The 19,512-nt window shown below is 69.5% G+C and carries 18 protein-coding genes and 1 pseudogene; 6 read left to right on the top strand and 13 right to left on the bottom strand.

Annotated features, from left to right (window positions below):
* Positions 1-29: 29 nt before the first annotated feature.
* The 3 genes from ACFVJS_RS11750 to ACFVJS_RS11740 form a co-directional block, all read right to left on the bottom strand.
* Positions 30-929: a glycosyltransferase gene (locus tag ACFVJS_RS11750; protein WP_378879816.1), complete on the bottom strand. Its 900-nt coding sequence runs from the start codon at positions 927-929 to the stop codon at positions 30-32.
* Positions 926-1,861, bottom strand: coding sequence for a glycosyltransferase family 2 protein (locus ACFVJS_RS11745; protein WP_378879813.1), 936 nt, complete (start codon positions 1,859-1,861; stop codon positions 926-928). The genes ACFVJS_RS11750 and ACFVJS_RS11745 overlap by 4 nt, the downstream gene beginning before the upstream one ends.
* 92 nt (positions 1,862-1,953) lie before the next feature.
* Entirely contained in the window at positions 1,954-3,456 is a 1,503-nt protein-coding gene (locus tag ACFVJS_RS11740; RefSeq protein ID WP_378879810.1) for an LCP family protein, read from the bottom strand.
* A 112-nt stretch (positions 3,457-3,568) separates the two neighbouring features.
* Between ACFVJS_RS11740 and ACFVJS_RS11735 the strand changes: the two genes are divergently transcribed.
* The 3 genes and pseudogenes from ACFVJS_RS11735 (at position 3,569) to ACFVJS_RS11725 (ending at position 6,493) form a co-directional block, all read left to right on the top strand.
* Positions 3,569-4,897, top strand: coding sequence for an LCP family protein (locus ACFVJS_RS11735; RefSeq protein ID WP_378879807.1), 1,329 nt, complete (start codon positions 3,569-3,571; stop codon positions 4,895-4,897).
* A 97-nt stretch (positions 4,898-4,994) separates the two neighbouring features.
* Positions 4,995-5,651: pseudogene (locus ACFVJS_RS11730) on the top strand (ABC transporter ATP-binding protein); the annotation flags it as partial.
* 65 nt (positions 5,652-5,716) lie between these two features.
* Positions 5,717-6,493 carry an ABC transporter permease subunit gene (locus tag ACFVJS_RS11725; protein ID WP_378879804.1) on the top strand — a complete coding sequence of 259 codons (777 nt, stop codon included), beginning with the start codon at positions 5,717-5,719 and terminating at the stop codon, positions 6,491-6,493.
* Here the strand turns inward: ACFVJS_RS11725 and ACFVJS_RS11720 are convergent.
* Entirely contained in the window at positions 6,463-7,209 is a 747-nt protein-coding gene (locus tag ACFVJS_RS11720) for a response regulator (protein WP_378879801.1), read from the bottom strand. The genes ACFVJS_RS11725 and ACFVJS_RS11720 overlap by 31 nt on opposite strands.
* Positions 7,206-8,330, bottom strand: a complete 1,125-nt coding sequence (locus ACFVJS_RS11715) for a sensor histidine kinase (RefSeq protein ID WP_378879799.1) — start codon at positions 8,328-8,330, stop codon at positions 7,206-7,208. The genes ACFVJS_RS11720 and ACFVJS_RS11715 overlap by 4 nt, the downstream gene beginning before the upstream one ends.
* A 102-nt stretch (positions 8,331-8,432) precedes the next feature.
* Between ACFVJS_RS11715 and ACFVJS_RS11710 the strand changes: the two genes are divergently transcribed.
* Positions 8,433-9,317 (top strand): crotonase/enoyl-CoA hydratase family protein, encoded by an 885-nt coding sequence (locus ACFVJS_RS11710; protein WP_378879797.1) that lies wholly within the window; start codon positions 8,433-8,435, stop codon positions 9,315-9,317.
* Between the two features lie 160 nt (positions 9,318-9,477).
* Here the strand turns inward: ACFVJS_RS11710 and ACFVJS_RS11705 are convergent, their stop codons facing one another.
* On the bottom strand, positions 9,478-9,975 hold the full coding sequence (locus tag ACFVJS_RS11705) for a gluconokinase (protein WP_378879795.1): 498 nt from the start codon (positions 9,973-9,975) through the stop codon (positions 9,478-9,480).
* Positions 9,975-10,715: a dienelactone hydrolase family protein gene (locus ACFVJS_RS11700; protein WP_378879793.1), complete on the bottom strand. Its 741-nt coding sequence runs from the start codon at positions 10,713-10,715 to the stop codon at positions 9,975-9,977. The genes ACFVJS_RS11705 and ACFVJS_RS11700 overlap by 1 nt, the downstream gene beginning before the upstream one ends.
* A 30-nt stretch (positions 10,716-10,745) precedes the next feature.
* On the opposite strand from ACFVJS_RS11700, the gene ACFVJS_RS11695 reads away from it, so the two are divergent.
* Positions 10,746-11,231 (top strand): SRPBCC family protein, encoded by a 486-nt coding sequence (locus ACFVJS_RS11695; RefSeq protein ID WP_378879790.1) that lies wholly within the window; start codon positions 10,746-10,748, stop codon positions 11,229-11,231.
* A gap of 454 nt (positions 11,232-11,685) precedes the next feature.
* On the opposite strand, the gene ACFVJS_RS11690 is transcribed toward ACFVJS_RS11695, so the two are convergent.
* The 5 genes from ACFVJS_RS11690 to ACFVJS_RS11670 all read right to left on the bottom strand — a co-directional run bounded on the left by ACFVJS_RS11690 (position 11,686) and on the right by ACFVJS_RS11670 (position 17,833).
* On the bottom strand, positions 11,686-12,492 hold the full coding sequence (locus ACFVJS_RS11690; protein ID WP_378879787.1) for a 3'(2'),5'-bisphosphate nucleotidase CysQ: 807 nt from the start codon (positions 12,490-12,492) through the stop codon (positions 11,686-11,688).
* 10 nt (positions 12,493-12,502) lie between these two features.
* The gene (locus ACFVJS_RS11685) at positions 12,503-14,599 is read right to left on the bottom strand and encodes a protein kinase (protein ID WP_378879785.1); all 2,097 of its coding nucleotides are present in this window, start codon (positions 14,597-14,599) and stop codon (positions 12,503-12,505) included.
* 82 nt (positions 14,600-14,681) lie between these two features.
* Entirely contained in the window at positions 14,682-15,929 is a 1,248-nt protein-coding gene (locus ACFVJS_RS11680) for an exopolysaccharide biosynthesis polyprenyl glycosylphosphotransferase (RefSeq protein WP_378879782.1), read from the bottom strand.
* 238 nt (positions 15,930-16,167) lie between these two features.
* Entirely contained in the window at positions 16,168-16,860 is a 693-nt protein-coding gene (locus tag ACFVJS_RS11675; protein WP_378879780.1) for a LuxR C-terminal-related transcriptional regulator, read from the bottom strand.
* The gene (locus ACFVJS_RS11670; protein WP_378879777.1) at positions 16,841-17,833 is read right to left on the bottom strand and encodes a sensor histidine kinase; all 993 of its coding nucleotides are present in this window, start codon (positions 17,831-17,833) and stop codon (positions 16,841-16,843) included. The genes ACFVJS_RS11675 and ACFVJS_RS11670 overlap by 20 nt, the downstream gene beginning before the upstream one ends.
* A 363-nt stretch (positions 17,834-18,196) precedes the next feature.
* Here ACFVJS_RS11670 and ACFVJS_RS11665 point away from each other — a divergent pair, with 363 nt between their 5' ends.
* Positions 18,197-18,856, top strand: coding sequence for a LuxR C-terminal-related transcriptional regulator (locus ACFVJS_RS11665; protein WP_378879775.1), 660 nt, complete (start codon positions 18,197-18,199; stop codon positions 18,854-18,856).
* A gap of 2 nt (positions 18,857-18,858) precedes the next feature.
* On the opposite strand, the gene pth is transcribed toward ACFVJS_RS11665, so the two are convergent.
* Entirely contained in the window at positions 18,859-19,452 is a 594-nt protein-coding gene (gene pth, locus ACFVJS_RS11660; RefSeq protein ID WP_378879772.1) for an aminoacyl-tRNA hydrolase, read from the bottom strand.
* Between the last annotated feature and the right edge of the window lie 60 nt (positions 19,453-19,512).

Here is a 19,512-nt window from a genome sequence, read left to right as displayed (position 1 = left end):
GTAAGGGGTCGGTCAGGAGGAGGTGCGGGTCAAGGTGTGGGCAGGGTTCGCATACCCCGCGCGGCGCGCAGGGCCTTGATCACGTTGACGGCTTCGTGCTTGCCGCCTCGCAACGGGCTGAGGAGGACCACAGCCGCGGCGATGAGCCAGGGCTTGAGACGTACGAGGACGTTCTCGCCGTAGCGGAAGTGGACGACGAAGAGGTTGCGGTACATGTAGAAGCCCTTCCAGCCAGCCAGGTCGTGCTGCTGGCTGAAGTCGAGCTGGCGCACGAGCACCGCGTCGCGTACGGCCCAGATGGTGCGGCCGGTGCGGCGGGCGCGGATCGCGAGATCCACGTCGTCGTAGAAGATGAAGTAGGAGGGGTCGGGAAGACCGATCTCCTCCAGGACGGTGCGGCGGATCATGAAGCCCTCGAAGGCGACGTTCTCCACCGGGACCCGCTCCGGCATGGCGTCGCGGGTCGGGTAGGTGTCCATGACCGCTGCGGTCTTGGGCTTGATCGCGAGCGGGTTGCGCAGGTCGAACTTCAGCGCGGCGAGCTCGATCAGCTTGCCGTTGCGGTCCTCGCGCACCGAGAAGAGGCAGTCCTCGTCCTGGGCCAGCAGCACCTCGAGGCAGTCGTGGGCCGGGACGACGTCGTCGTCGATCAGGTAGAGCCGGTCCCAGCCCTGCTCGACCGCGGCCTTGGTGCCGAGGTGGAAACCACCGGCGCCACCGAGGTTCTCGGCGCTGTCGATGATCTGGAGGTTGGGCGTGACCGCCTCGGCGAGGACCTGCGCGGTGTGGTCTGTCGAGGCGTTGTTGACGACGATCACGGCGTCGGCGGGCTGGTCGAGCTTGGTGAGCCCGTCGAGCAGCCCGCGCAGCATGTCGGCGCGGTTGTAGGTGACGACGACGATCGCGACCGTCTCACGGGTGGTGCTCAACGAAGGAACCTCTCGTGTCCACTGAAATCCCCCCGGACAGCCGCCCACCACGCCTGCGCAGAGAGCCGGATTCGCTTCGGCTGCGGCTTGGTGAGCAGGTAGAACCATAGAGTCTTGGCCACGAAAGCCAAAGCGAAGGGCCACCCTCGATAGTCGCGCAGGTTGAGCAGGTTGTTGCGCGCCATGCAGTAGTGCTTCAGGTCGCTGGGCGTGTGGTTGTACGTCGCCCTCCCCCACGCCATCGGGGTGCCGAGGTCACCCACGGCCGGGTGGCGCACCTGAGCGCCCACGACGGTCGCGATCCGGGCCCCGGCCTTCTCGGCCCGCAGCCGGTATTCGTGATCGTCGCCCCAGATGAAGTACTCCGCCCGGGGGTAGCCGATCCGCTCCACGAGCTCGCGGGTGACCAGGACGCCGTTGAACGGGATCACGATGTCCTTGATCAGCCCGTCGGTGGCTGCTGCCTCGACGTCGGCGAGCCGGTGCACGACCTTGGAGCGTCCCGGGAGCCGGATCGGGAAGACGAGCCGGCCGGGGTCGCCCTCGTCGACGACGAGCGGTCCCCAGAAGTCGAGGTCGGTCTGCTTGAGCAGCAGCGCCAGGCAGTCGGGGTCGGGCAGGCCGTCGTCGTCCATCAGCCAGACCAGATCGGCGCCGCGCTCGATCGCCAGCTCCAGGCCGTCGTGGAAGCCACCCGCGCCACCGCTGTTGCGCTCCAGGGTGCGCGCGATCACCGGCACCTGCCGCTGACCGGGCTCCTCGGCACCGTCGAGCTCGGCGAGCCACTGCGACGTACCGTCGGTGGAGGCGTTGTCGATCACGATCACTTCGTCGAGACCGTCGACCACGTCGAGCCGCTCCAGCAGTCGCTGCAGCAGCTCGAGACGGTTGAAGGTCACCACGACGGCGGCGACGCGATTGCTCCCTGGCACGGTTCCAGACTAGCCGCGACCGCAGGGTATCCCGGGAATCAGCGAGTCGTCGTGACGCCTCGTTAACGCGTTGTTCAACACGCGTGGCACGCTCAGCACGCCGAGGCGAGGTCGTCGGTCTCGTTGGCCTGGTAGCCCTTGTTGCGTGAGCCCAGCGAGCCGCCGGTGACGGGTCCGCCCTTGTCGGAGTCGCCGGAGGCCTTGGGCTTGCTCTCCGGGGCGGGCGCCTTGGTCTCGCCGTCGTCGCCGGTGCGGGGTGAGGCGAAGACCTCCTCCTTCTTCGGGGTCGCCTTCTTCACCGCCTTGCGGACCTCGGCGTGGATGTCGGACATGTCCGGGTCGGCGGTGTTGACCAGCGGCGGGACCAGCGAGAGCGTCGAGATCTTCTGCGACTTCGCCTTGAGCGCCAGCGCGGAGAACCGCTCGATCTCGCTCGGCGGGACGGAGGTGGTGATCGTGGAGCCGGTCGCCATGGCGACGTCCTGGTAGTGGCGTACGACGTCGGCGGGGCTGGTCTGCTGCAGGATCGCGTTCAGGACGCACTTCTGGCGAGCCATCCGGGAGTAGTCGTCGGAGTCGTGGCGGGCCCGGGCGTACCAGAGGGTCTCCCAGCCGTCGAGCTTCCGCGTGCCGGGCTGGATGTGGGTGTAGAAGCTGTCGGAGGGGATGCCGACCGGGATCGGCTGGCGCACCTTCAGGGTGACGCCTCCGATGGCGTCCACGATCTCCTGGAAGCCGTTGAGGTCGACGATCGCGTAGTAGCTGATCTGCAGGTCGGTGATGCCCTCGACGGCGTCGACGGTGGCCGCCATGCCGGGGTCCTTCTCGCCCTTGTAGAGCTCCTTGTGCTCCCCGGCCCAGGTGCTCACGCCGTTGAGGTAGCAGCCGTCGCAGTCGAAACCGCGCGGGAACTCCTTGTCCATCGGGGAGCCGTCGTCGAAGGTGAAGTTCTGCATGTTGCGGGGCAGGCCGATGAGGACGGTGCGACCCGTGACCGCGTCGATCGAGGCGACCGTGAGCGAGTCGGGCCGCAGCCCCCAGCGGGTCTTCCCGCCGTCGGAGTCGGCGCCGGCGAGCAGGATGTTGAAACGTCCGTTGTGGGCCTCGGCGGCCTCCGCGCCGGCGAAGATCGCCTCGACCATGCCCTTGTGGACGCCGACCAGGTGAGCGCCGAAGATCAGGGTCGCGGCGACGGAGAAGGCCAGCGCGCCGTTGATCGCGACCACGATCCGGCGCTGCTTGAGGTCGAGCTCGAGCGGGCGGCCCAGACGCCAGGCGTCGATGAAGAGCGCGGCCCAGGCGATCGCACCGGCGATGAGCGCGAAGCGGAACAGGCCCAGCAGCCACGGCGTGGTGCCGAGCCGGAAGATCAGGCCGTGCCAGACCAGGGAGATAGCGAAGACCAGCCCGGCGGTGATCCCGAGACCGATGACGGTCCAGAGCGCGATCCGGCCGACCCGGCGGTTGCCTGCGACGAGCTGGGCCGACCCCGGCAGGAGCAGCGTGATCAGCAGCAGCGCCATGGCGCGGCGGAACCGCACGCGGGAGGCGCGCTCGGCGGCCGTACGCTGCGGCCGGTAGTTCTGGTCAGCCATCTCGGGTCCCTCGGATAAGAGTTTGCATCGCCAGTATCACTAGTCACACACGTAACAGAGTGACGCGACGCGCCGACCAACTCTAGTCGCCGGGCACGGTACGTTTGAGCGCATGCCAACCCCCCGCAACCCTGGCAACCCGAACGATCCCCGGTCGCAGCAGTACGGCTGGGCGTACGGCGGTGGCCAGCCTGCCCAGAACCCGGGTCCGGAGCCCACGAACGTCATGCCGACCATCCGTCGGCCTTCTGCCGGCTCGCCGCCCCCGGCGCCGCCGCGCGGCGGCTACGACCGGCCGCTGCCCCAGCCGGGCGAGATCGCGCCGACACCCGGGCAGGGCGGCTACGGCAACCAGGGCTACGACCAGGGTTACAACCAGGGCTGGAGCCAGCCGAGCGAGTACGGCGGTGGCGGCAACGGTGGCTACGGGGGTCCCGGTGGCGGCTACGGCGGCGGTCGCGGGGGCCGTCAGCCCCGGCCGAAGAAGCGCCATCCGTTCCGCAAGTTCGTCGCGATCGTGATGATCCCGGTGCTGATCCTGGTCGGTGCCGTCGCCTGGATCGGCATCTCGGCGTGGAACAAGGTCGACAAGGTTCCCTACGAGCCCACCGCGGGTGAGCGGCCGGCGGACCAGCCCGGCACGACCTATCTCATCGTCGCCAGCGACTCCCGCGAGGGCCTGACGGCCGAGGAGAAGAAGAAGCTCTCCACCGGTGACGCCGCGGGCAGCCGCACCGACACCATCAAGCTGCTGCACACCGGCGCCGGCAAGACGATCGTGGTGACCCTCCCGCGCGACTCCATCGTGCCGATCCCGGGTCACGGCGAGACCAAGATCAACGCGGCCTTCGCCTACGGCGGCCCCGAGCTGCTGGTCCAGACGATCGAGCAGAACACCGGCGTGCGCATCGACGGCTACGTCGAGATCGGCATGGGTGGCCTCGCCCGGCTCGTCGACGGCGTGGGCGGCATCGAGATCTGTCCGAAGAAGGACATGAAGGATCCGAAGGCCGGCCTGGACGTCAAGAAGGGCTGCCAGGAGGCCGACGGCGTCACCGCCCTCGCCTACTCCCGCTCCCGCTACGCAGCCGAGGACGGCGACCTGGGTCGTGGAGCCAACCAGACCGAGGTCATCTCCGCGATCGGCAAGAAGGCCACCAACCCGGCCACGCTGCTGAACCCGTTCAAGCTCGCCGAGATGGGCGAGGGCGCTGCCGGGCTCAAGGTCGGCAAGGGCATGAGCGTCATCGGCGGCGCGAAGTTCCTGTGGGCGTTCAAGGCGCTCGCGGGTGGCTCGGCGATGACCTGCGGCGTGCCGATCAGGGACTTCGCCGTCAACTGGCGCAAGGACGACGCGCTGACGATGTTCGGCCACATCAAGGAGGACACCGTCGACCAGATCCCGGCAGACATCTGCACCCCGACGGGTCTGCCCGGATAGTCCGAACCATCCGCAGCCGTCCCTACTGACTTTCGTCGGTAGGGACGGCTGCTTTTCGTCCACTGTCCCCAGCCGCGAATCTTCCTAGGTTCGACGCATGATCACTCTGGACCACCTGACCAAGAGATACGGCGCGACCACCGCGGTCGACGATCTCACCCTGCGGATACAGCTCGGCCGGGTCACCGGCTTCCTCGGCCCCAACGGCGCCGGGAAGTCGACCACGATGCGGATGATCCTCGGCCTGGACCGGCCGACGTCGGGGACCGCCACGATCGACGGCCGTCCCTACGCCTCGCTGCGGCGTCCGCTGCGCGAGGTCGGTGCGCTGCTGGACGCCAAGGCGGTGCATCCCGGCCGCCGGGTGCGTACGCACCTGGTGGCGATGGCACGGAGCAACTCGATCCCGGTCGCCCGGGTCGACGAGGTGCTCGAGCGGGTCGGCCTGGCCGGGGTCGCCCGGCGGCGGACGGGAAGCCTCTCGCTCGGGATGAGCCAGCGGCTCGGGATCGCGGGCGTGCTGCTCGGCGACCCGCGGGTGATGCTCTTCGACGAGCCGGTCAACGGGCTGGATCCCGACGGCGTGCTGTGGATCCGGAGGCTGCTGAGGTCGCTCGCCGCGGAGGGGCGTACGGTCCTCGTCTCCAGCCACCTGATGAGCGAGATGCAGCAGACCGCCGACCACCTGGTCGTGCTCGGCCGCGGTCGGCTGCTCGCGGACGCCTCGATGGACTCGTTCCTCGCCGGGCACTCCTCGCTGGAAGAGGCCTACTTTCGGCTGACCGCGGGAAGCGTCGAGTACGCCGGGGAGGTGGCCTGATGCTTGCTGCGATCTCGTCCGAATGGACCAAGCTCTGGTCGGTCCGCTCGACCTGGTGGTGCCTGATCGGCGCCGCCTTGCTGATGGCGCTCTACTCGGTCCCCCTGGGCTTCGACGCGGCCGAGCCGAACCCGGACCTGTCCCACGCCGACCAGCTCCTCCATGTCGAGGAGGTCGCCACCGCGGGGCTGCTGTTCACCCAGTTCGCGCTGATCGCGCTGGCTCTGCTGACGGTGACCTCGGAGTACGCCTCCGGCAGCATGCGTACGACCCTGCAGTGCGAGCCCCGACGCGGCCGGGTGCTGGTCGCGAAGCTGGTCGTGGTCGAGGTCGTCGCCCTGGTCGCCGGCGCGCTCCTGGCGCTCCTGGGAGCAGGCCTCGGCTATCTGACCGCGGGTGACTACGGCGTCTTCGACGTCTCCTCGGTGGCCACGGTGGCCGGCAAGATGAGTGTCTACATGGGCGTGGTGGTCGCGCTGGCCATCGGGTTGGCGGTGGCGTTTCGCAGCACGGCCGGGGCGCTGGTCGTGGCCTTCCTGGCGCTCTTCCTGCTGCCGATGGTGCTGATGATGAGCGGGATGGACCTGATGACGGACGTGTCCTACTACCTGCCGGGGACGGCGGGCACGGAGTACCTCGGCATCGGGATCGCGACCCTGTTCGGGCTCGATGACGGACTCCCCTACGACAGCAACGGTGGCCTCGGGCTGCTCGCCGGATGGTCGGTGGTCACGCTGCTGGCCGGCTACCTGGTGTTCCGGCGGCGCGACGCCTGATCCCCATCGGTGGTCGAGCTTCCGGTCCTGGAGGTCTCGACAAGCTCGACCACCGATGGCGCCACGAGCCCTGCCTCGTGGGCGAGGACCGCTGCCTGCACCCGGTTGCGTACGCCGAGACGACCGAAGGCGCTGCTCAGGTAGGCCTTCACGGTCCCCTCCACCAGATGGAGCCGGCGGCCGATCTCGGCGTTGGAGAACCCGGCGGCAACCAGCGCCATCACGTCACGCTCGCGGTCGGTGAGGGTGGCGACCTTGGCCCGCGCCTGAGCGGCCCGCGACATCCGGTCGCCCGCCCCGGCGCCGAGCTCGGCGATGACCCGCTGGGCGACCCGCGGGGAGAGGAAGGCAGCACCGTCGGCGACCGCGTGCACGCCCGCGAGCAGCTCGCGCGGGTCGCCGGACTTGAGCAGGAACCCGCTCGCCCCGTCGCCGAGCGCCCGGGCGATGTAGGCGTCCTCGGAGAAGGTGGTCAGGATGACCCGCGCGGTCTCCGGGGCGGTCCGGGCGATCTCGGCCGCGGCCGCCAGCCCGTCCATCCGCGGCATCCGGACGTCGAGCAGCGCCACGTCGGGCCGGTGGCGCTGGGCGGCCTCGACCGCCTCACGCCCGTCGGCGGCCTCGGCGACCACCTCGATCGCCTCGTCGGTCTCCAGGATCGCGCGTACGCCGGCGCGCACCATCGCCTCGTCGTCGGCCAGCAGCACCCTGATCACAGTGCGACCTCTCGCCGGTGGCGGACGGGCAGGTCGGCGACGACCTCGAACCCGCCACCCGGGACCGGGCCGTGGCGCAGCGTGCCGCCGGCGGCACGTGCCGCCTCCTCCAGCCCGGCCAGGCCCAGCCCGGTCGTCGCCCCGGCCCGCGGCGGCAGGGTTGCTCGGCCGTTGCTCACCGAGAGGCGTACGCCAACGGGTTCGCGCTCCTCCACCGAGACCGTCACCGACGACCCCGGCGCGTGCCGGGCGGCGTTGGTGAGTGCCTCTTGCACGATCCGGTGCGCAGCGGCGTCTCGCACCGGCGCGGCGCCCTCGTCGAGCGAGCCGACCAGGCGTACGTCCATCCCCGACTCCCGCGCGCGCTCGACCAGACCACCGATCCCGGTCGCGGCGGGGGTCAGCGGCGCCTCCTCGGTGGCGGGTCGGAGGACGCCGACGATCTCGCCGAGCCGCTCGGTGGCCCCGGCCGCGGCCGCACGGATGTCGCCGGCCGCCTTCTGGTGGGTCGCGGAGAGTCCCGGCGCCACCTCGAGCGCGCCGGCGCGCAGCGCGATCAGGCTGAGCTCGTGGCCCAGGGAGTCGTGCATCTCCTGGGCGATCCGGGCGCGTTCGGTGAGCTGGGCCTGCTCGATCTCGGTCGAGTGGTGGTGGGCGACCTGGCGCAGGTAGCGGCCGCTGAGCCACGGAAGCGCCATGAAGATGATCATGTTGCCGGTCATCGCCAGCTTCATCCCACCGCCGTTGACGACGGCGTCGAGCACCGTCAACGTCGCTACGGCCGTGCCCGCCACGACCGCCGAGGGCCACACCCGGTCCGCCGACCTGCCGACCAGGAAGCTCATCAGGGCGGCGAACGCGACGTAGCTGATCAGGATCCAACCGTCGTGGGCCACCACCGTGCCGCCGACCAGGCCGCACACCATCGCCACGGCGACGGCTGGGTGCTTCGGCCTGACCCACATGGTGAGCGCGACACCCACGACGCCGGCCGCCGCCGACAAGCCCGACCACTGTGGGTGTCCGGCGCCGCTCATGTAGAGGTGCTCGGCGGCAACCGCGACCACCAGCAGGCCCGACAGCATGGACTCCCAGACCCGGGGCCGGCGCAGCAGACTCACGCTCACCACGGTAGTTGCCGGCTCACCGAAGATGTACTGACTTTCGACAGTACATAGACCCGCCCTTCCGTAGCCGAACGCAATCGATACAGACTGTGACCCATGGCTTACGAGACCCTGACCTTCGACGTGGACGCCGACGGCATCGCGCTCCTGACCCTCAACCGACCGGACGCGCTCAACTCGTTCACGGTGACCATGGCACGCGAGCTGGAGGAGGTCTTCACCACCGACGCGATGGCCGACGAGGTACGCGCGGTCGTGGTGACCGGCGCCGGACGGGCCTTCTGTGCGGGCATGGACCTCTCCGCCGAGGGCAACGTGTTCGGCCTCGACGAGTCGCTGCACCCGACGCCCGAGAAGCTCGCCGAGCACCTCGCCGACCCGGCCAAGCACCCCGAGTACGCCGAGGGCGTGCGCGACACCGGCGGCAAGGTCACCCTGGCGATCCATGCGCTCCCCAAGCCGGTGATCGCCGCGGTCAACGGCCCGGCGGTCGGGATCGGAGCCACGATGCTGTGCGCGATGGACGCGCGACTGGCCTCCTCCAAGGCGAAGATCGGCTTCGTCTTCGGCAAGCTCGGCATCGTCCCCGAGGCCTGCTCGTCCTACTTCCTGCCACGCGTGGTGGGCGTGCCGCGAGCCCTGGAGTGGCTCTACACCGCCGAGATCCTCGACCCCGACCAGGCTCTCGACGGCGGCCTGATCCGCAGCATCCACCTGCCCGACGAGCTGCTGCCCGCCGCCATCGAGCTGGCCCGCAGGTTCACCCAGGACCGGTCGCCGGTCGGCACCGCGCTCGTCCGCCAGCTGATCACCCGCAACGCGTCGGCGCGCCACCCGCTCGAGGCCCACCTGGCCGACTCGCTGGCGATGTTCCACACCTCGATCGGCGACGGCAAGGAGGGCGTCGCGGCGTTCTTGGAGAAGCGGGCCCCCGAGTTCACCTCGAAAGCCTCCGAGGTCCCGGACGTTTTTACGCGCTGACCTGCACCGATAGTCAGCAACCCCCTGTTGTGCAGGGGGATCGTGAGTTACCGTCGAAAGTGGGCCCGCCCGCTGGTCCCTCACCCGGGTGTGGCCGCGGCCGGCACGCAACGCCTAACCCGAGATGGGCGCGTGTCGGCCGCCTCTCGGCGGCGCCTCCCTAGGCGCCGATCAGGCGTGCGTACTCCTCGACGATCGCGTCGACCGGCTGGTCCACGTCGATCGCACACCCGGCCTCGTCGGGCTCGAGCGGCTCCAGTGTCCGGAACTGGCTCTCCAGGAGAGAGGCCGGCATGAAGTGGCCCGGCCGGCTCGCCTGGCGCCGCGCGATCACCTCGCGGGTGCCCTTCAGGTGGAGAAAGGTCACCTCGGCGCTGTGGCTGCGCAGCTGGTCGCGGTATTTCCGCTTCAGCGCCGAGCAGCTCATCACGCCACCGCGCTCCTCATGCCTGGCGAGCCACTCCCCGACCGCCTCCAGCCACGGGTAACGGTCATCGTCGTCGAGCGCGATCCCCGCGGTCATCTTGTCGATGTTCGCCTGCGGGTGCAGGTCGTCGGCGTCCTCGAACGGAACCCGCAGCCTGCCCGCGATCGCCGCCCCGATGGTCGACTTCCCCGAACCCGAGACACCCATCACGACCAGCACCGGTTTCGCCATCAGGCCATCCTACGGGCGTAGAGGGCCTCGAGGTCGGCAAAGTGCCGCTGCGTCCCTTGCTCCTGGTAGGAGGAGGTGTCCGCCATGGTGTAGCCGTGCGGGGCGTCGGGGTAGATCAGGTTGGTGTGGGTGACCCCGGCATCCTCGAGCGCGCGGCCGAGGTCGGCCACGTTCTCCGGCGTCATGGAGCGGTCGTGGTCGGCATGACCGAAGTAGTACTCCGCCTTCGTTCCCGCGATGCAGGTGTGCGGTGAGGCCGGGTCGGAGGTGACCAGCCCGCCACCGTGGAACCCGCCGACCGCGACGAACTCCTCCGGGAACCGCCCCGCCGTCCGCACCGCCAGTCGCGCACCCATGCAGTAGCCGTGCGTCGCGAGCGGGCCGGTGACGTACGTCCGGAGGGCTTCGACGTACGCCGGGATGTCGACCTCCAGGCGGGCCACGGTGAGGCCACGCACCCGGGCCATCGCACCGTCCGCGAAGTACGCGTCCCGGGCCGCGGGGTCGCGCAGGTCGGCGGTCGGTGCCAGCTCGGCCACGCTACCGTCGCGGTAGAACGTGTTGGGCGCGACCACGAGGTATCCCCAGGACGCCACCCGCTCGAGCATCTCGGCCAGCCGTGGCCTCAGGCCGATGGCGTCCATGTACACGAGCACCCCGCCCTTCGGTTCGCTCTCGGGCCGAGCGAGGTAGGCCTCGGCGGTGCCGTCGGGGGTCTGGATCTCGATCTGATCAACCACGACGATCACGCTACTGCCATGCTCGTAGTCATGACCCAGCACCCAGAAGCGCTGCACCTCGAGTCCTCCCGAGCGATCCCGGTGGCCTACGAGACCGCCCTCGCCCGCGTCCTCCCGGCCCCGCTGCCGCGGATCTTCGGTCGCCGGTACGCCGCGATCGGCCCGATCGCCGAGGTCCGCGACCAGGCCGGCGGCTGGGAGTCCGTCGGCGAGACCCGCACGATCGTGCTCTCCGACGGCGCGACTCTGCGCGAGACCCTGACCGGCATCGACGCCCCCTCGTCGTTCTCCTACGAGATCACACCGCTCACCGGCCCGCTCAAGCCGCTGGTCGGCCACGTCGCCGGCCGCTGGTCCTTCGCCCCCGCCGGCACCGGCACGCGGATCACCTGGTCCTGGGAGGTCACGCCTGCCTCCCGTGCGGCCTCGTTCGCGATGCCGGTTTTCGGGTGGATGTGGAAGGGGTATGCGCGGCAGAGTCTGGAGGCGCTCGAGGAGCTGTTGGTCGGCGCCTGAGCTTTTCTTGGCTATGTCTCTTGAATGGCACGCCGGCGGGTGTGTTTTGTGGTTGGTGTTTGGTGCGGCTATCTGGGTTGGGTAGGGGCTTGGGGTCTGAGGGGTGAATGAATGTTCGTTCACGCCGAGATCGCCGTGGGGCGGTCGGTGGCGGGGGCGAATGAAAATTCGTTCGGCATACCAGGGTGAATGAATTTTCGTTCACCGTGGAGCGCCCACCTCCCGAGGAGCGATGACCCCTCGGCCACACCCGGGCCGCCGCCCCGATAGCCAGCCAAATCTTTCTCGACATGGTCCGGTGTCAAGGATCGCCGAAGGCGACCGGCGTAGCCGGCGGCCGAAGGCCGTCCTTTACTCCGGGCCAGGTCGAGAAAAACTCGAGAACGGGTCGGCGGCCCACAGCCGACGAAAACACAGTCGCGAGCCGCGGCGACCCAAGACGGCCGGAGCCGCGTCACTCCACCCCGTGCCGCTTGATGAACGACAGGATCTGCTCCGAGAGCTCAGGCCGGCACACGATCACATCAGGCAGATAGACGTCGTCCTGGTTGTAGCGCAGCGGCGACCCGTCGATGCGCGAGGTGAACAGGCCGGCAGCAGCGGCGACCGCCACCGGAGCGGCGGAGTCCCACTCGTACTGCCCACCGGCGTGGACGTACGCGTCGGAGATGTCGCGCACGACCGACATCATCTTCACGCCGGCCGATCCCATCGGCACCAGCTCGGCGCCGAGCTCTTCGGCCAGCGCCTCGACGAAGGCCGGCGGGCGGCTGCGGGAGACGGCGATCCGGGGGCGGGGCGAGGTCGACGGCGGCACGACCGGGGCCGCGCCGGTGTGGAAGGTGCTCTGCACGGACGCGTCTGCCAGCGCCGGCTGCGCGACCGCACCGGCGATCAGCTCGCCACCGTTGGTGGAGCCCCACAGCGCCACGTGCACCGCCCAGTCGTCGCGCGGCGGCTCGGAGAACTCGCGGGTTCCGTCGAGCGGGTCGATGATCCACACCCGGTCCTTGGTGAGCCGCTCTTTGGAGTCCTTGCCCTCCTCGGACAGGACCGCATCCTCCGGACGGTACTCGGCGACGAGCTTCATCAGCAGCTCGTGGGCGGCCAGGTCACCGGCGTCCTTGAGCTCCTTGCCCTCGAGCCCGGAGGTGGCGCGCACCTCGAGCAGTCGCCGGCCGGCGGTCTCGGCCAGCCAGGCGGCCAGCAGGTGGTCGGAGGCGAGGATCTCGGGCGTGGGCACACCGGCTTCGAAGTTCACCCGCGGCACTCTAGCGAGACCTGCGACCGGATCGATACTGAGCCCGATACAGGCCCAGGCCGAGCCCGATCGCGGCGACCAGCGCCACTCCGGTGAGCACCGCGCGCAGGATCAGCCCGGTCTTGGCCCGCTCGTGCTCGTCGGTGACCGCGTCGGCCATGGTCTCGGTCGACTTCAGGATCACCTCGCGCAGGCTCTGGATGTATTCGACGGCACCGTCGGACCAGGTGCGTACGATCGGCTCCCCCTTCGACGCCGCCCGCATCTCCCGGGCGACCCCGTCGATGCTGCCCTTGGCGGCGACGTCGCGGACCGTACGCTGCACCATCATCGCGCCCGAGCCCTTGTCGAACGTGCCGTCGGAGACCCGGTCGAGCTCGGCCTGCAGCTCGGGCGAGGCGCCCGAGTAGAACGCCGAGGAGGCCTTCACCCAGGCAGCCTCGGCGTCGGTGAGCTCCTTGACCGACTTGGTGCTGATCTCGTTCTCGGACAGCGCGACGACCATGAGCTCCCGCTCGATGCTGAACGCCTCTGCCGCCGCCGTCAGGTTGCTGAGGTTGCGGATCTGGTCGGCGGTCTCGTCGTTCTCCAGCTCCGGCAGCTGCGCCGCGAGCATCAGCAGGTCGCTGGCCAGGCCGGTGTAGACCTCGCGGGCGGCGTCCTGGCTGGCCCGGTCGCCCTCCTGCATCTCGACCCGGTAGAGCTCGAAGTCGTTGAGCACCTCGGTGATGTCGTGGTGGAGCGTGCGCAGCTCGGCATCGCCGTCGACGTCGATCTCCGCCGAGGCGGTCTGCCACTCCTCGACCGCGAGGTCGGTGGTGTGCAGGTAGGTGGAGCGTACGTTGACCGGCGCCTGCGCGACCGGCTGCAGCGCGTCGCGCTCGAAGATCACGTCGACGGCGAGCTCGATGGTCTCGGGGAGCGCCTCGCTGAGCGCCGCCGCCCGGCCGGTCTCCGAGGCGTTCCGGAAAGCGGTGAAGGTGGCCACGCCACCGACGGCCACACCGAGCAGCGCGACGGCCAGCAGGATGCTCATCACCCGGCGGCCACCGCCGGAGCGCTTCGCCTCCCGGGCGCCGCCCGTCGGGATGGGTCCGCTGGCGCCGATCGTGGAGAACCCACCGGTCGAGCCGGTGGCACCGGCGGCCGGGAACGAGCCGCTCCCGGCGTACGCCTGCGCGCTGCGCGCGCCTGCTCCCTCGAAGGAGCCGGAGGTGCTGATCGGGCCGGACGGGTGCGTCGCGCGCTGTCGGGGCACCTGCGCGTCGAAGACCGGGAGCGGCCCCGAGCCGGTGAGCACCGCGACGACGTCCTGCGCGGTGGGACGCTGCTCGGGCTCCTTGGCCATCATCATCGCGACCAGGTCGTCGATGATCCCGGGCACCTGGACCGAGCTGCTGACCCGCGGGATCGGCGCGGTGGCGTGCTGGTAGACGACCGTCGCCGGCGCACCGCCGGAGTAGGGGGTGCGCCCGGTGAGCATCTCGTAGAAGACGCAGCCCAGCGAGTAGATGTCGCTCGGCGGGCCGACCTCACCACCCGAGCCACGCTCGGGCGAGAGGTAGCCGAGGCTCCCGACGACGTCGTGGGTGGAGGTCAGCCGCTGGTCACCCAGCCGGGCGAGCTGGGCGATCCCGAAGTCGACGATCCGGATCCGGCGGTCGCCGTCGTAGACGAGGTTGGACGGCTTGATGTCGCGGTGGACGATCCCCTGGCCATGGACCGCGGCGAGCGTACGCGCCGCCTGCACGATGACCTCGCCGGCCTCCCGGGCGATCAGCGGACCGTGCGAGCGCAGCCGTTCACCCAGGTCGGGGCCGCTCAGGAGCTCCATGACGAGAAAGGCCATCGGCCCGTTGCCGGTGCGCTCGATCCCGGCGTCGTGGACCTGCACGGTGCCGGGGTGGCTGGCGGCCGCGGTCGAGAGCGACTCACGACGGAACCGCTCGACCATGGTCGGGTCGGCCGACGTCCTCACGACCTTCACCGCGACCCAGCGTTGCAGGGTGAGGTCCATGGCTTGCCAGACCTCCCCCATGCCGCCTCGTCCGATCAGGCGGTGCAGCTCATAACGGCCGGCGATCATGGGGTGGGGGGAGGTTTGCATGGGGGACGTTCCCGTCGAGGATCCAGTTGTTCATTCGTGTTGGGTTGCTCACACAACGGCCTGGGAGTTTAGGGGACACTCACTAGTAGGCGCCAGAGCCACGCACCACAGCTTTCACCGTGCGAACGACGATCCCGAAGTCCCGCAGAAGTGTCCAGTTGTCGACGTAGTCCAGGTCCAGCCGGACCGTGTCCTCCCAGGAGAGGTCCGAACGCCCCGAGACCTGCCACAGCCCGGTCAGACCGGGAGCGACTGCGAGTCGGCGATGAGAGTCCCGATCGTACATGGCCACCTCGCTCGGCAGCCCGGGCCTCGGCCCCACCAGCGACATCTGGCCCAGGACGATGTTGAACAACTGGGGCAGCTCGTCGAGGGAGTACTTGCGCAGCACCCGTCCCGCCCGGGTCACCCGCGGGTCGGCGCGGAGCTTGAAGAGGACGTGTCCCGGCCGGTGGTCGAGCGTACGCAGCAGCGACTCCGCGTCGACGACCATGGTGCGGAACTTCCAGATCCGGAACTGCTTGCCGCCACGTCCGACGCGCACCTGCCGGAAGAAGACCGGACCCGGGGAGTCGAGCTTGATCACGACCGCCATGATCGCGAAGACCGGGAGCAGCACGGTGACGGCCGCGACCGCGGCCAGCCACTCCCAGACGTACTTGGCGACCCGGGTCAGCCGGGCCCGCAGGGCCTCGTCGACGTAGAGGAGCGTCATCGAGCCCAGCCGCATCGAGGACGTACGCTGCGGGGTGACATCCTGCATCCGGGTGCTGACCAGCAGGGGTAGGCCGAAGGACTCGCTCGTCCATGCCAGCCTCTGGATCTCGCGGCCGGCCAGGTCAGGCCCGGGAACGACCAGCACCGCGTCGGGCGCGACCGAGGCGATCGCCCCGGAGAGACCGTCGGCGCGGCAGACCGCCGCTGCCTCCATCAGGCCACCGCTGAGCCTGTGGATCCACTCCGGGATCGGTCCGTGGTCATGGGCGGCCTCCACGACGACAACCCGCAGCGGGTTGCGCGGTCGGGAGCTGAAGATGTAGCCCACGACCCGGAAGGCGAGCGCGGTGATCAGCCCGAGGATCGTCTGGACGACCAGCTGCGCCTGCGGCAGCTCGACCACCGCGCCCAGCAGCCAGGTCGCCATGCTCATCGCCATGAACGCCTTGAAGACCCCGGAGACCGTCGCGCGCAGGCGCTCGGCGCCGGGCAGGATCTTCGGCGCGGTGATCCTGGTGACCAGACCCCAGACCAGACCCCACACGAGCGCGTGGACGACGTCCTGCCCCACGAGAAGCGGCGCCAGGATCATCAGCGCGAGCCCGTCGACCATCGAAGCCTGCAACCGAAGGGAGGGTGCCTTGACAGACACCCTCCGGCGGTTGATGTCGAGCGGGACTACTGTCTCCACCGACGCCAGCTCTATCGTCATTCATCTCCCCCATGGTGCTGGGCGCCCGAACGCTACTTCATGCCAGAACAATGCGGGACGAAAGCGGTCGGGCGGGCCCGATGGGGGTCCGGTTAGACCAAATGAGGGAATCGGATCCCACTGGTCCAGACCAGTCGGCTCACTCCAGCGACTGGGGTGAACGCCAGCCGAGCCGGTGAGCGAGACCGACGGCGGCGATCTGTGACGTGACCTGGAGCTTGGCGAGGATGGACTTCACCTGCGTACGCACGGTCGCCTCGGAGACGACGCCGATGACGGCGATCTCGTGGACGGTGCGGCCGAGCATGAGATGGCCGAGCACCTGCGACTCCCGCTTGGTGAGCAGCTCGATGCGGCGGCTCAGCTCGGCGATCTCGTGCTGGCGCTCGAACCAGATCCGGATCAGCCGCTCGCGGTCGCTCACCGCGAGCACACAGGCGCCCTGGTAGAGCCGTCTGACGGTGCCGAGGATCTCGCCGAGCGGGCGGGACTTGGACAGCACCGTGCGGGCGCCGTTGCGGAGCGCCTGACCCCAGCGCGCCTCCTCGATGGCGCCCGTGACCACGACCACGTCGACGCCGGCCTTGGCGAGCGGCTCGATGAGGCGTACGCCGTCGCCGTAGCGACCCAGGTCGAGGTCGAGCAGCACGACCTTCGGCTTGTTGCGGAGCACGACGGAGACCATCGTGGCGGTGGAGACGGGCTCACTGGGCATCGGGATGCGACGTACGTCGTATCCCTCCATCGAGACGGCGAGCTCCAGCGACTCGGCGAAGAGGACGTGGTCCTCGACGATGACGACTCGGTACTGGCTACGCGGCGACAACGCCATCGGAGGCGCCTTCCTGCTCTGCCCCGAACCTGGGGCGTCCGATCACTGCACTGGGAAGGGTGACCACGAAGGTCGTGCGATCTCCGGCGGCGAGGCGGAGCGACCCGCCCATCCGCTCGGCAACGGTGCGGGCCTCGTTGAGCCCGATCCCCTGGCCGGCCGAGTCCGGACCACGAACACCCCACTCGAAGATCCGGTCGCGCACCTCGGGGGCGACGCCTGGGCCATCGTCGGACACCTCGATGACGACCATCTGACCGGACTCGCCCGACTCGTGCCGGACCGCGACCTCGACAGCACCGGAGCCGTGCTTGGCTGCGTTGTCGAGAAGAATGTTGACGATCTCCGCCGCCGCGTCCGAGCTGCCGGTGGCGAGCGCGTTGCTGGGCGTGTGGACGACCGTGGTGCCACTGGCCTCGTGGGCCAGGGCGAGGTTGTGGATCACCGCGTCGACGTCGATCACGCCGTCGTCGACCGGCATCGTGTCGGCACCGTTGCGGTGGGCCCGGACGAGTCGCTCCAGGCGCCTGAGCTCGCTGCCCATCATGGTGAGCATCGCGACGCGCCGCTCCGGGTCGAGCGTCTCGGAGTTGCACAGCAGCTCGCTGGCCGAGCGGACGCCGGCGAGGGTCGAGGTCACCTCGTGCATCCGGGCTCGGTGGAGACGCTGGGTCTCCCGCGCGCTGAGAAGGTCGTGGTAGATCTCGTCGGCGGCCTTGGCCTCGGCGGCACACACGCGCCGGTAGATGCGTACGGCACCATGCACAAGGCCTGCGGACGCCACCAGCGACGTGGTGACGACGATGGCCGTGAGGAGGATCCACAGGAGCGCGCCGTGGGAGTGGAACGAGACCCAGGGGCCCTGGAGGACGGCGATGAGAAAGCTCTGGACGCCGATGAAGACGGCGGTCGTGGTTGCGTAGGCGGTGCCTAACCAGCCCGAGTTGACTCGCTTGAAAATGGACGTAGACATGCTGCTCCCCATGACTGGTCGGCCAGTGAGGATGTCCCCGATCAGGACCCGAGTGGTCCCGCTCCTCCAGCCCGAGTTGTCGGGCCGTCCAGATTTGAATGTTGTGACCGAATCCTTCGCTCAAGGAAACGTAATCATCACGTTATCGCCGCGCGACCTCATTCCGGGCCAATACCGAGATTTGAGGAGTCAAAGATTTTCGAGGTCGTCCACAACCTACATTGCGGGACACGTTGTCCCAGGTCATCCCTAAACTTGGGGGAACGTAGAACAGGTTGCCGATCGGGTTTTCGAGGCATCCAGAATGGTTATACCCCCAGGGATATCTGGCAGGGCCCGAGACGACCGAACGGCGCACCAGGAATGGCAGGCTCGACCGTACGACTCAGGGTCGCCGTCTCGGCCGACGAGACGATGACTCTGGACGCGGTGACGGTCGCGCTCGATGAGCGCGGCATCGCCGTGACGGCGACGGCTGCCACCGACGCGGATCCCTCCGACCTCCTCCGCGGCGACCCCGCGACCTGGCTGCTGGTCACCGACATCGACGACTGGTCGCAGCTCGACCGAGTGCGTGAGCTGGTGCGTGGCGTACGTCTGCCGGGGGTCGCGCTCACCACCGCTCCGCGCGGCGGACTGTGGGGCGCGCTGATCGAGGCCGGCGCGGTCGAGGTGCTGCCCGCCGACACCGGCTCGGACGCGATCGAGGCCTCGCTGCGCGCAGCGGCCGAGGGACGCCCTGGCCACTCCCCCGCCGAGGTCGAGGGCCTAGTCGCGCAGTGGCACATGATGCGGGACCGGCGCGAGCGGATGCGCCGTGTGATCGCCTCGCTGACCGTACGCGAGCACGAGGTCATCGAACTGCTCTACGACGGAGCCACCGTCGCCGAGATAGCGGCCCGCTTCGGCGTTGCCCAGACCACGGTGCGGACCCAGGTGAAGTCGATCCTGCGGAAGTTCGGCGTCGGCTCCCAGCTGGCCGCGGTCGCGGCGTACGACAGGTATCTGTTCCCTAGGAGTTGACCCTAGGAGTTGAACTTCTGCTGGGTCTTCTCCAGACCCTCGGTGATCAGCGTCTCGATGGCGTCGGCGGCCGTGTCGACGACGAATGGCAGCACCTTGCGCTCGGTGGTGGAGAAGTTGGAGAGCACGAAGTCGTGCACCTCCTGGCGCCCGGGCGGGCGGCCGATGCCGACACGCACCCGGTGGAAGTCGCCGGTCCCGAGAGAGGACCGCATCGACTTGAGGCCGTTGTGGCCGTTGTCGCCGCCGCCCAGCTTGACCCGCATCGTGTCGAAGGCGATGTCGAGCTCGTCGTGGATGGCGATGACATGGTCGGGCTGGACCTTGTAGAAGGTCGCGAGCGCCTTGACCGGCCCGCCGGACTCGTTCATGTAGGTCCGGGAACGCGCGAGCACGACGCGTGGACCGGGCACCCCGGGGGTCCCCCCGAGGCGCCCTTCCACGACGTCAGCACGGCCGGACTTGTGGGCGCGCCACTTGCTGCCCAGCCGGTTGGCCAGCTCGTCGGTGACGAGATAGCCGATGTTGTGACGGTGCCCGGCATACGTCGGCCCGGGGTTGCCCAGGCCGACGATCAGCCAGACGCCGTCGGTCACCGAGTCCGAGGTCACTCGGCGTCGGCGGCCTCGGCCTCGGCGGCCTCGGCGGACTCACCC

Source organism: Nocardioides sp. NPDC057772 (assembly GCF_042798075.1).
GTDB lineage: Bacteria > Actinomycetota > Actinomycetes > Propionibacteriales > Nocardioidaceae > Nocardioides.
This window is presented reverse-complemented; position numbering and strand designations above follow the sequence as displayed.

Excerpts from the sequence above, each read along its gene's own strand:
- ACFVJS_RS11740 (WP_378879810.1), bottom strand. The coding sequence starts at position 3,456 with ATGGCTGACCAGAACTACCGGCCGCAGCGTACGGCCGCCGAGCGCGCC.
- ACFVJS_RS11735 (WP_378879807.1), top strand. The coding sequence starts at position 3,569 with ATGCCAACCCCCCGCAACCCTGGCAACCCGAACGATCCCCGGTCGCAG.
- ACFVJS_RS11725 (WP_378879804.1), top strand. The coding sequence starts at position 5,717 with ATGCTTGCTGCGATCTCGTCCGAATGGACCAAGCTCTGGTCGGTCCGC.
- ACFVJS_RS11710 (WP_378879797.1), top strand. The coding sequence starts at position 8,433 with ATGGCTTACGAGACCCTGACCTTCGACGTGGACGCCGACGGCATCGCG.
- ACFVJS_RS11705 (WP_378879795.1), bottom strand. The coding sequence starts at position 9,975 with ATGGCGAAACCGGTGCTGGTCGTGATGGGTGTCTCGGGTTCGGGGAAG.
- ACFVJS_RS11695 (WP_378879790.1), top strand. The coding sequence starts at position 10,746 with ATGACCCAGCACCCAGAAGCGCTGCACCTCGAGTCCTCCCGAGCGATC.
- ACFVJS_RS11685 (WP_378879785.1), bottom strand. The coding sequence starts at position 14,599 with ATGCAAACCTCCCCCCACCCCATGATCGCCGGCCGTTATGAGCTGCAC.
- ACFVJS_RS11680 (WP_378879782.1), bottom strand. The coding sequence starts at position 15,929 with ATGGTCGACGGGCTCGCGCTGATGATCCTGGCGCCGCTTCTCGTGGGG.
- ACFVJS_RS11675 (WP_378879780.1), bottom strand. The coding sequence starts at position 16,860 with ATGGCGTTGTCGCCGCGTAGCCAGTACCGAGTCGTCATCGTCGAGGAC.
- ACFVJS_RS11670 (WP_378879777.1), bottom strand. The coding sequence starts at position 17,833 with ATGTCTACGTCCATTTTCAAGCGAGTCAACTCGGGCTGGTTAGGCACC.
- ACFVJS_RS11665 (WP_378879775.1), top strand. The coding sequence starts at position 18,197 with ATGGCAGGCTCGACCGTACGACTCAGGGTCGCCGTCTCGGCCGACGAG.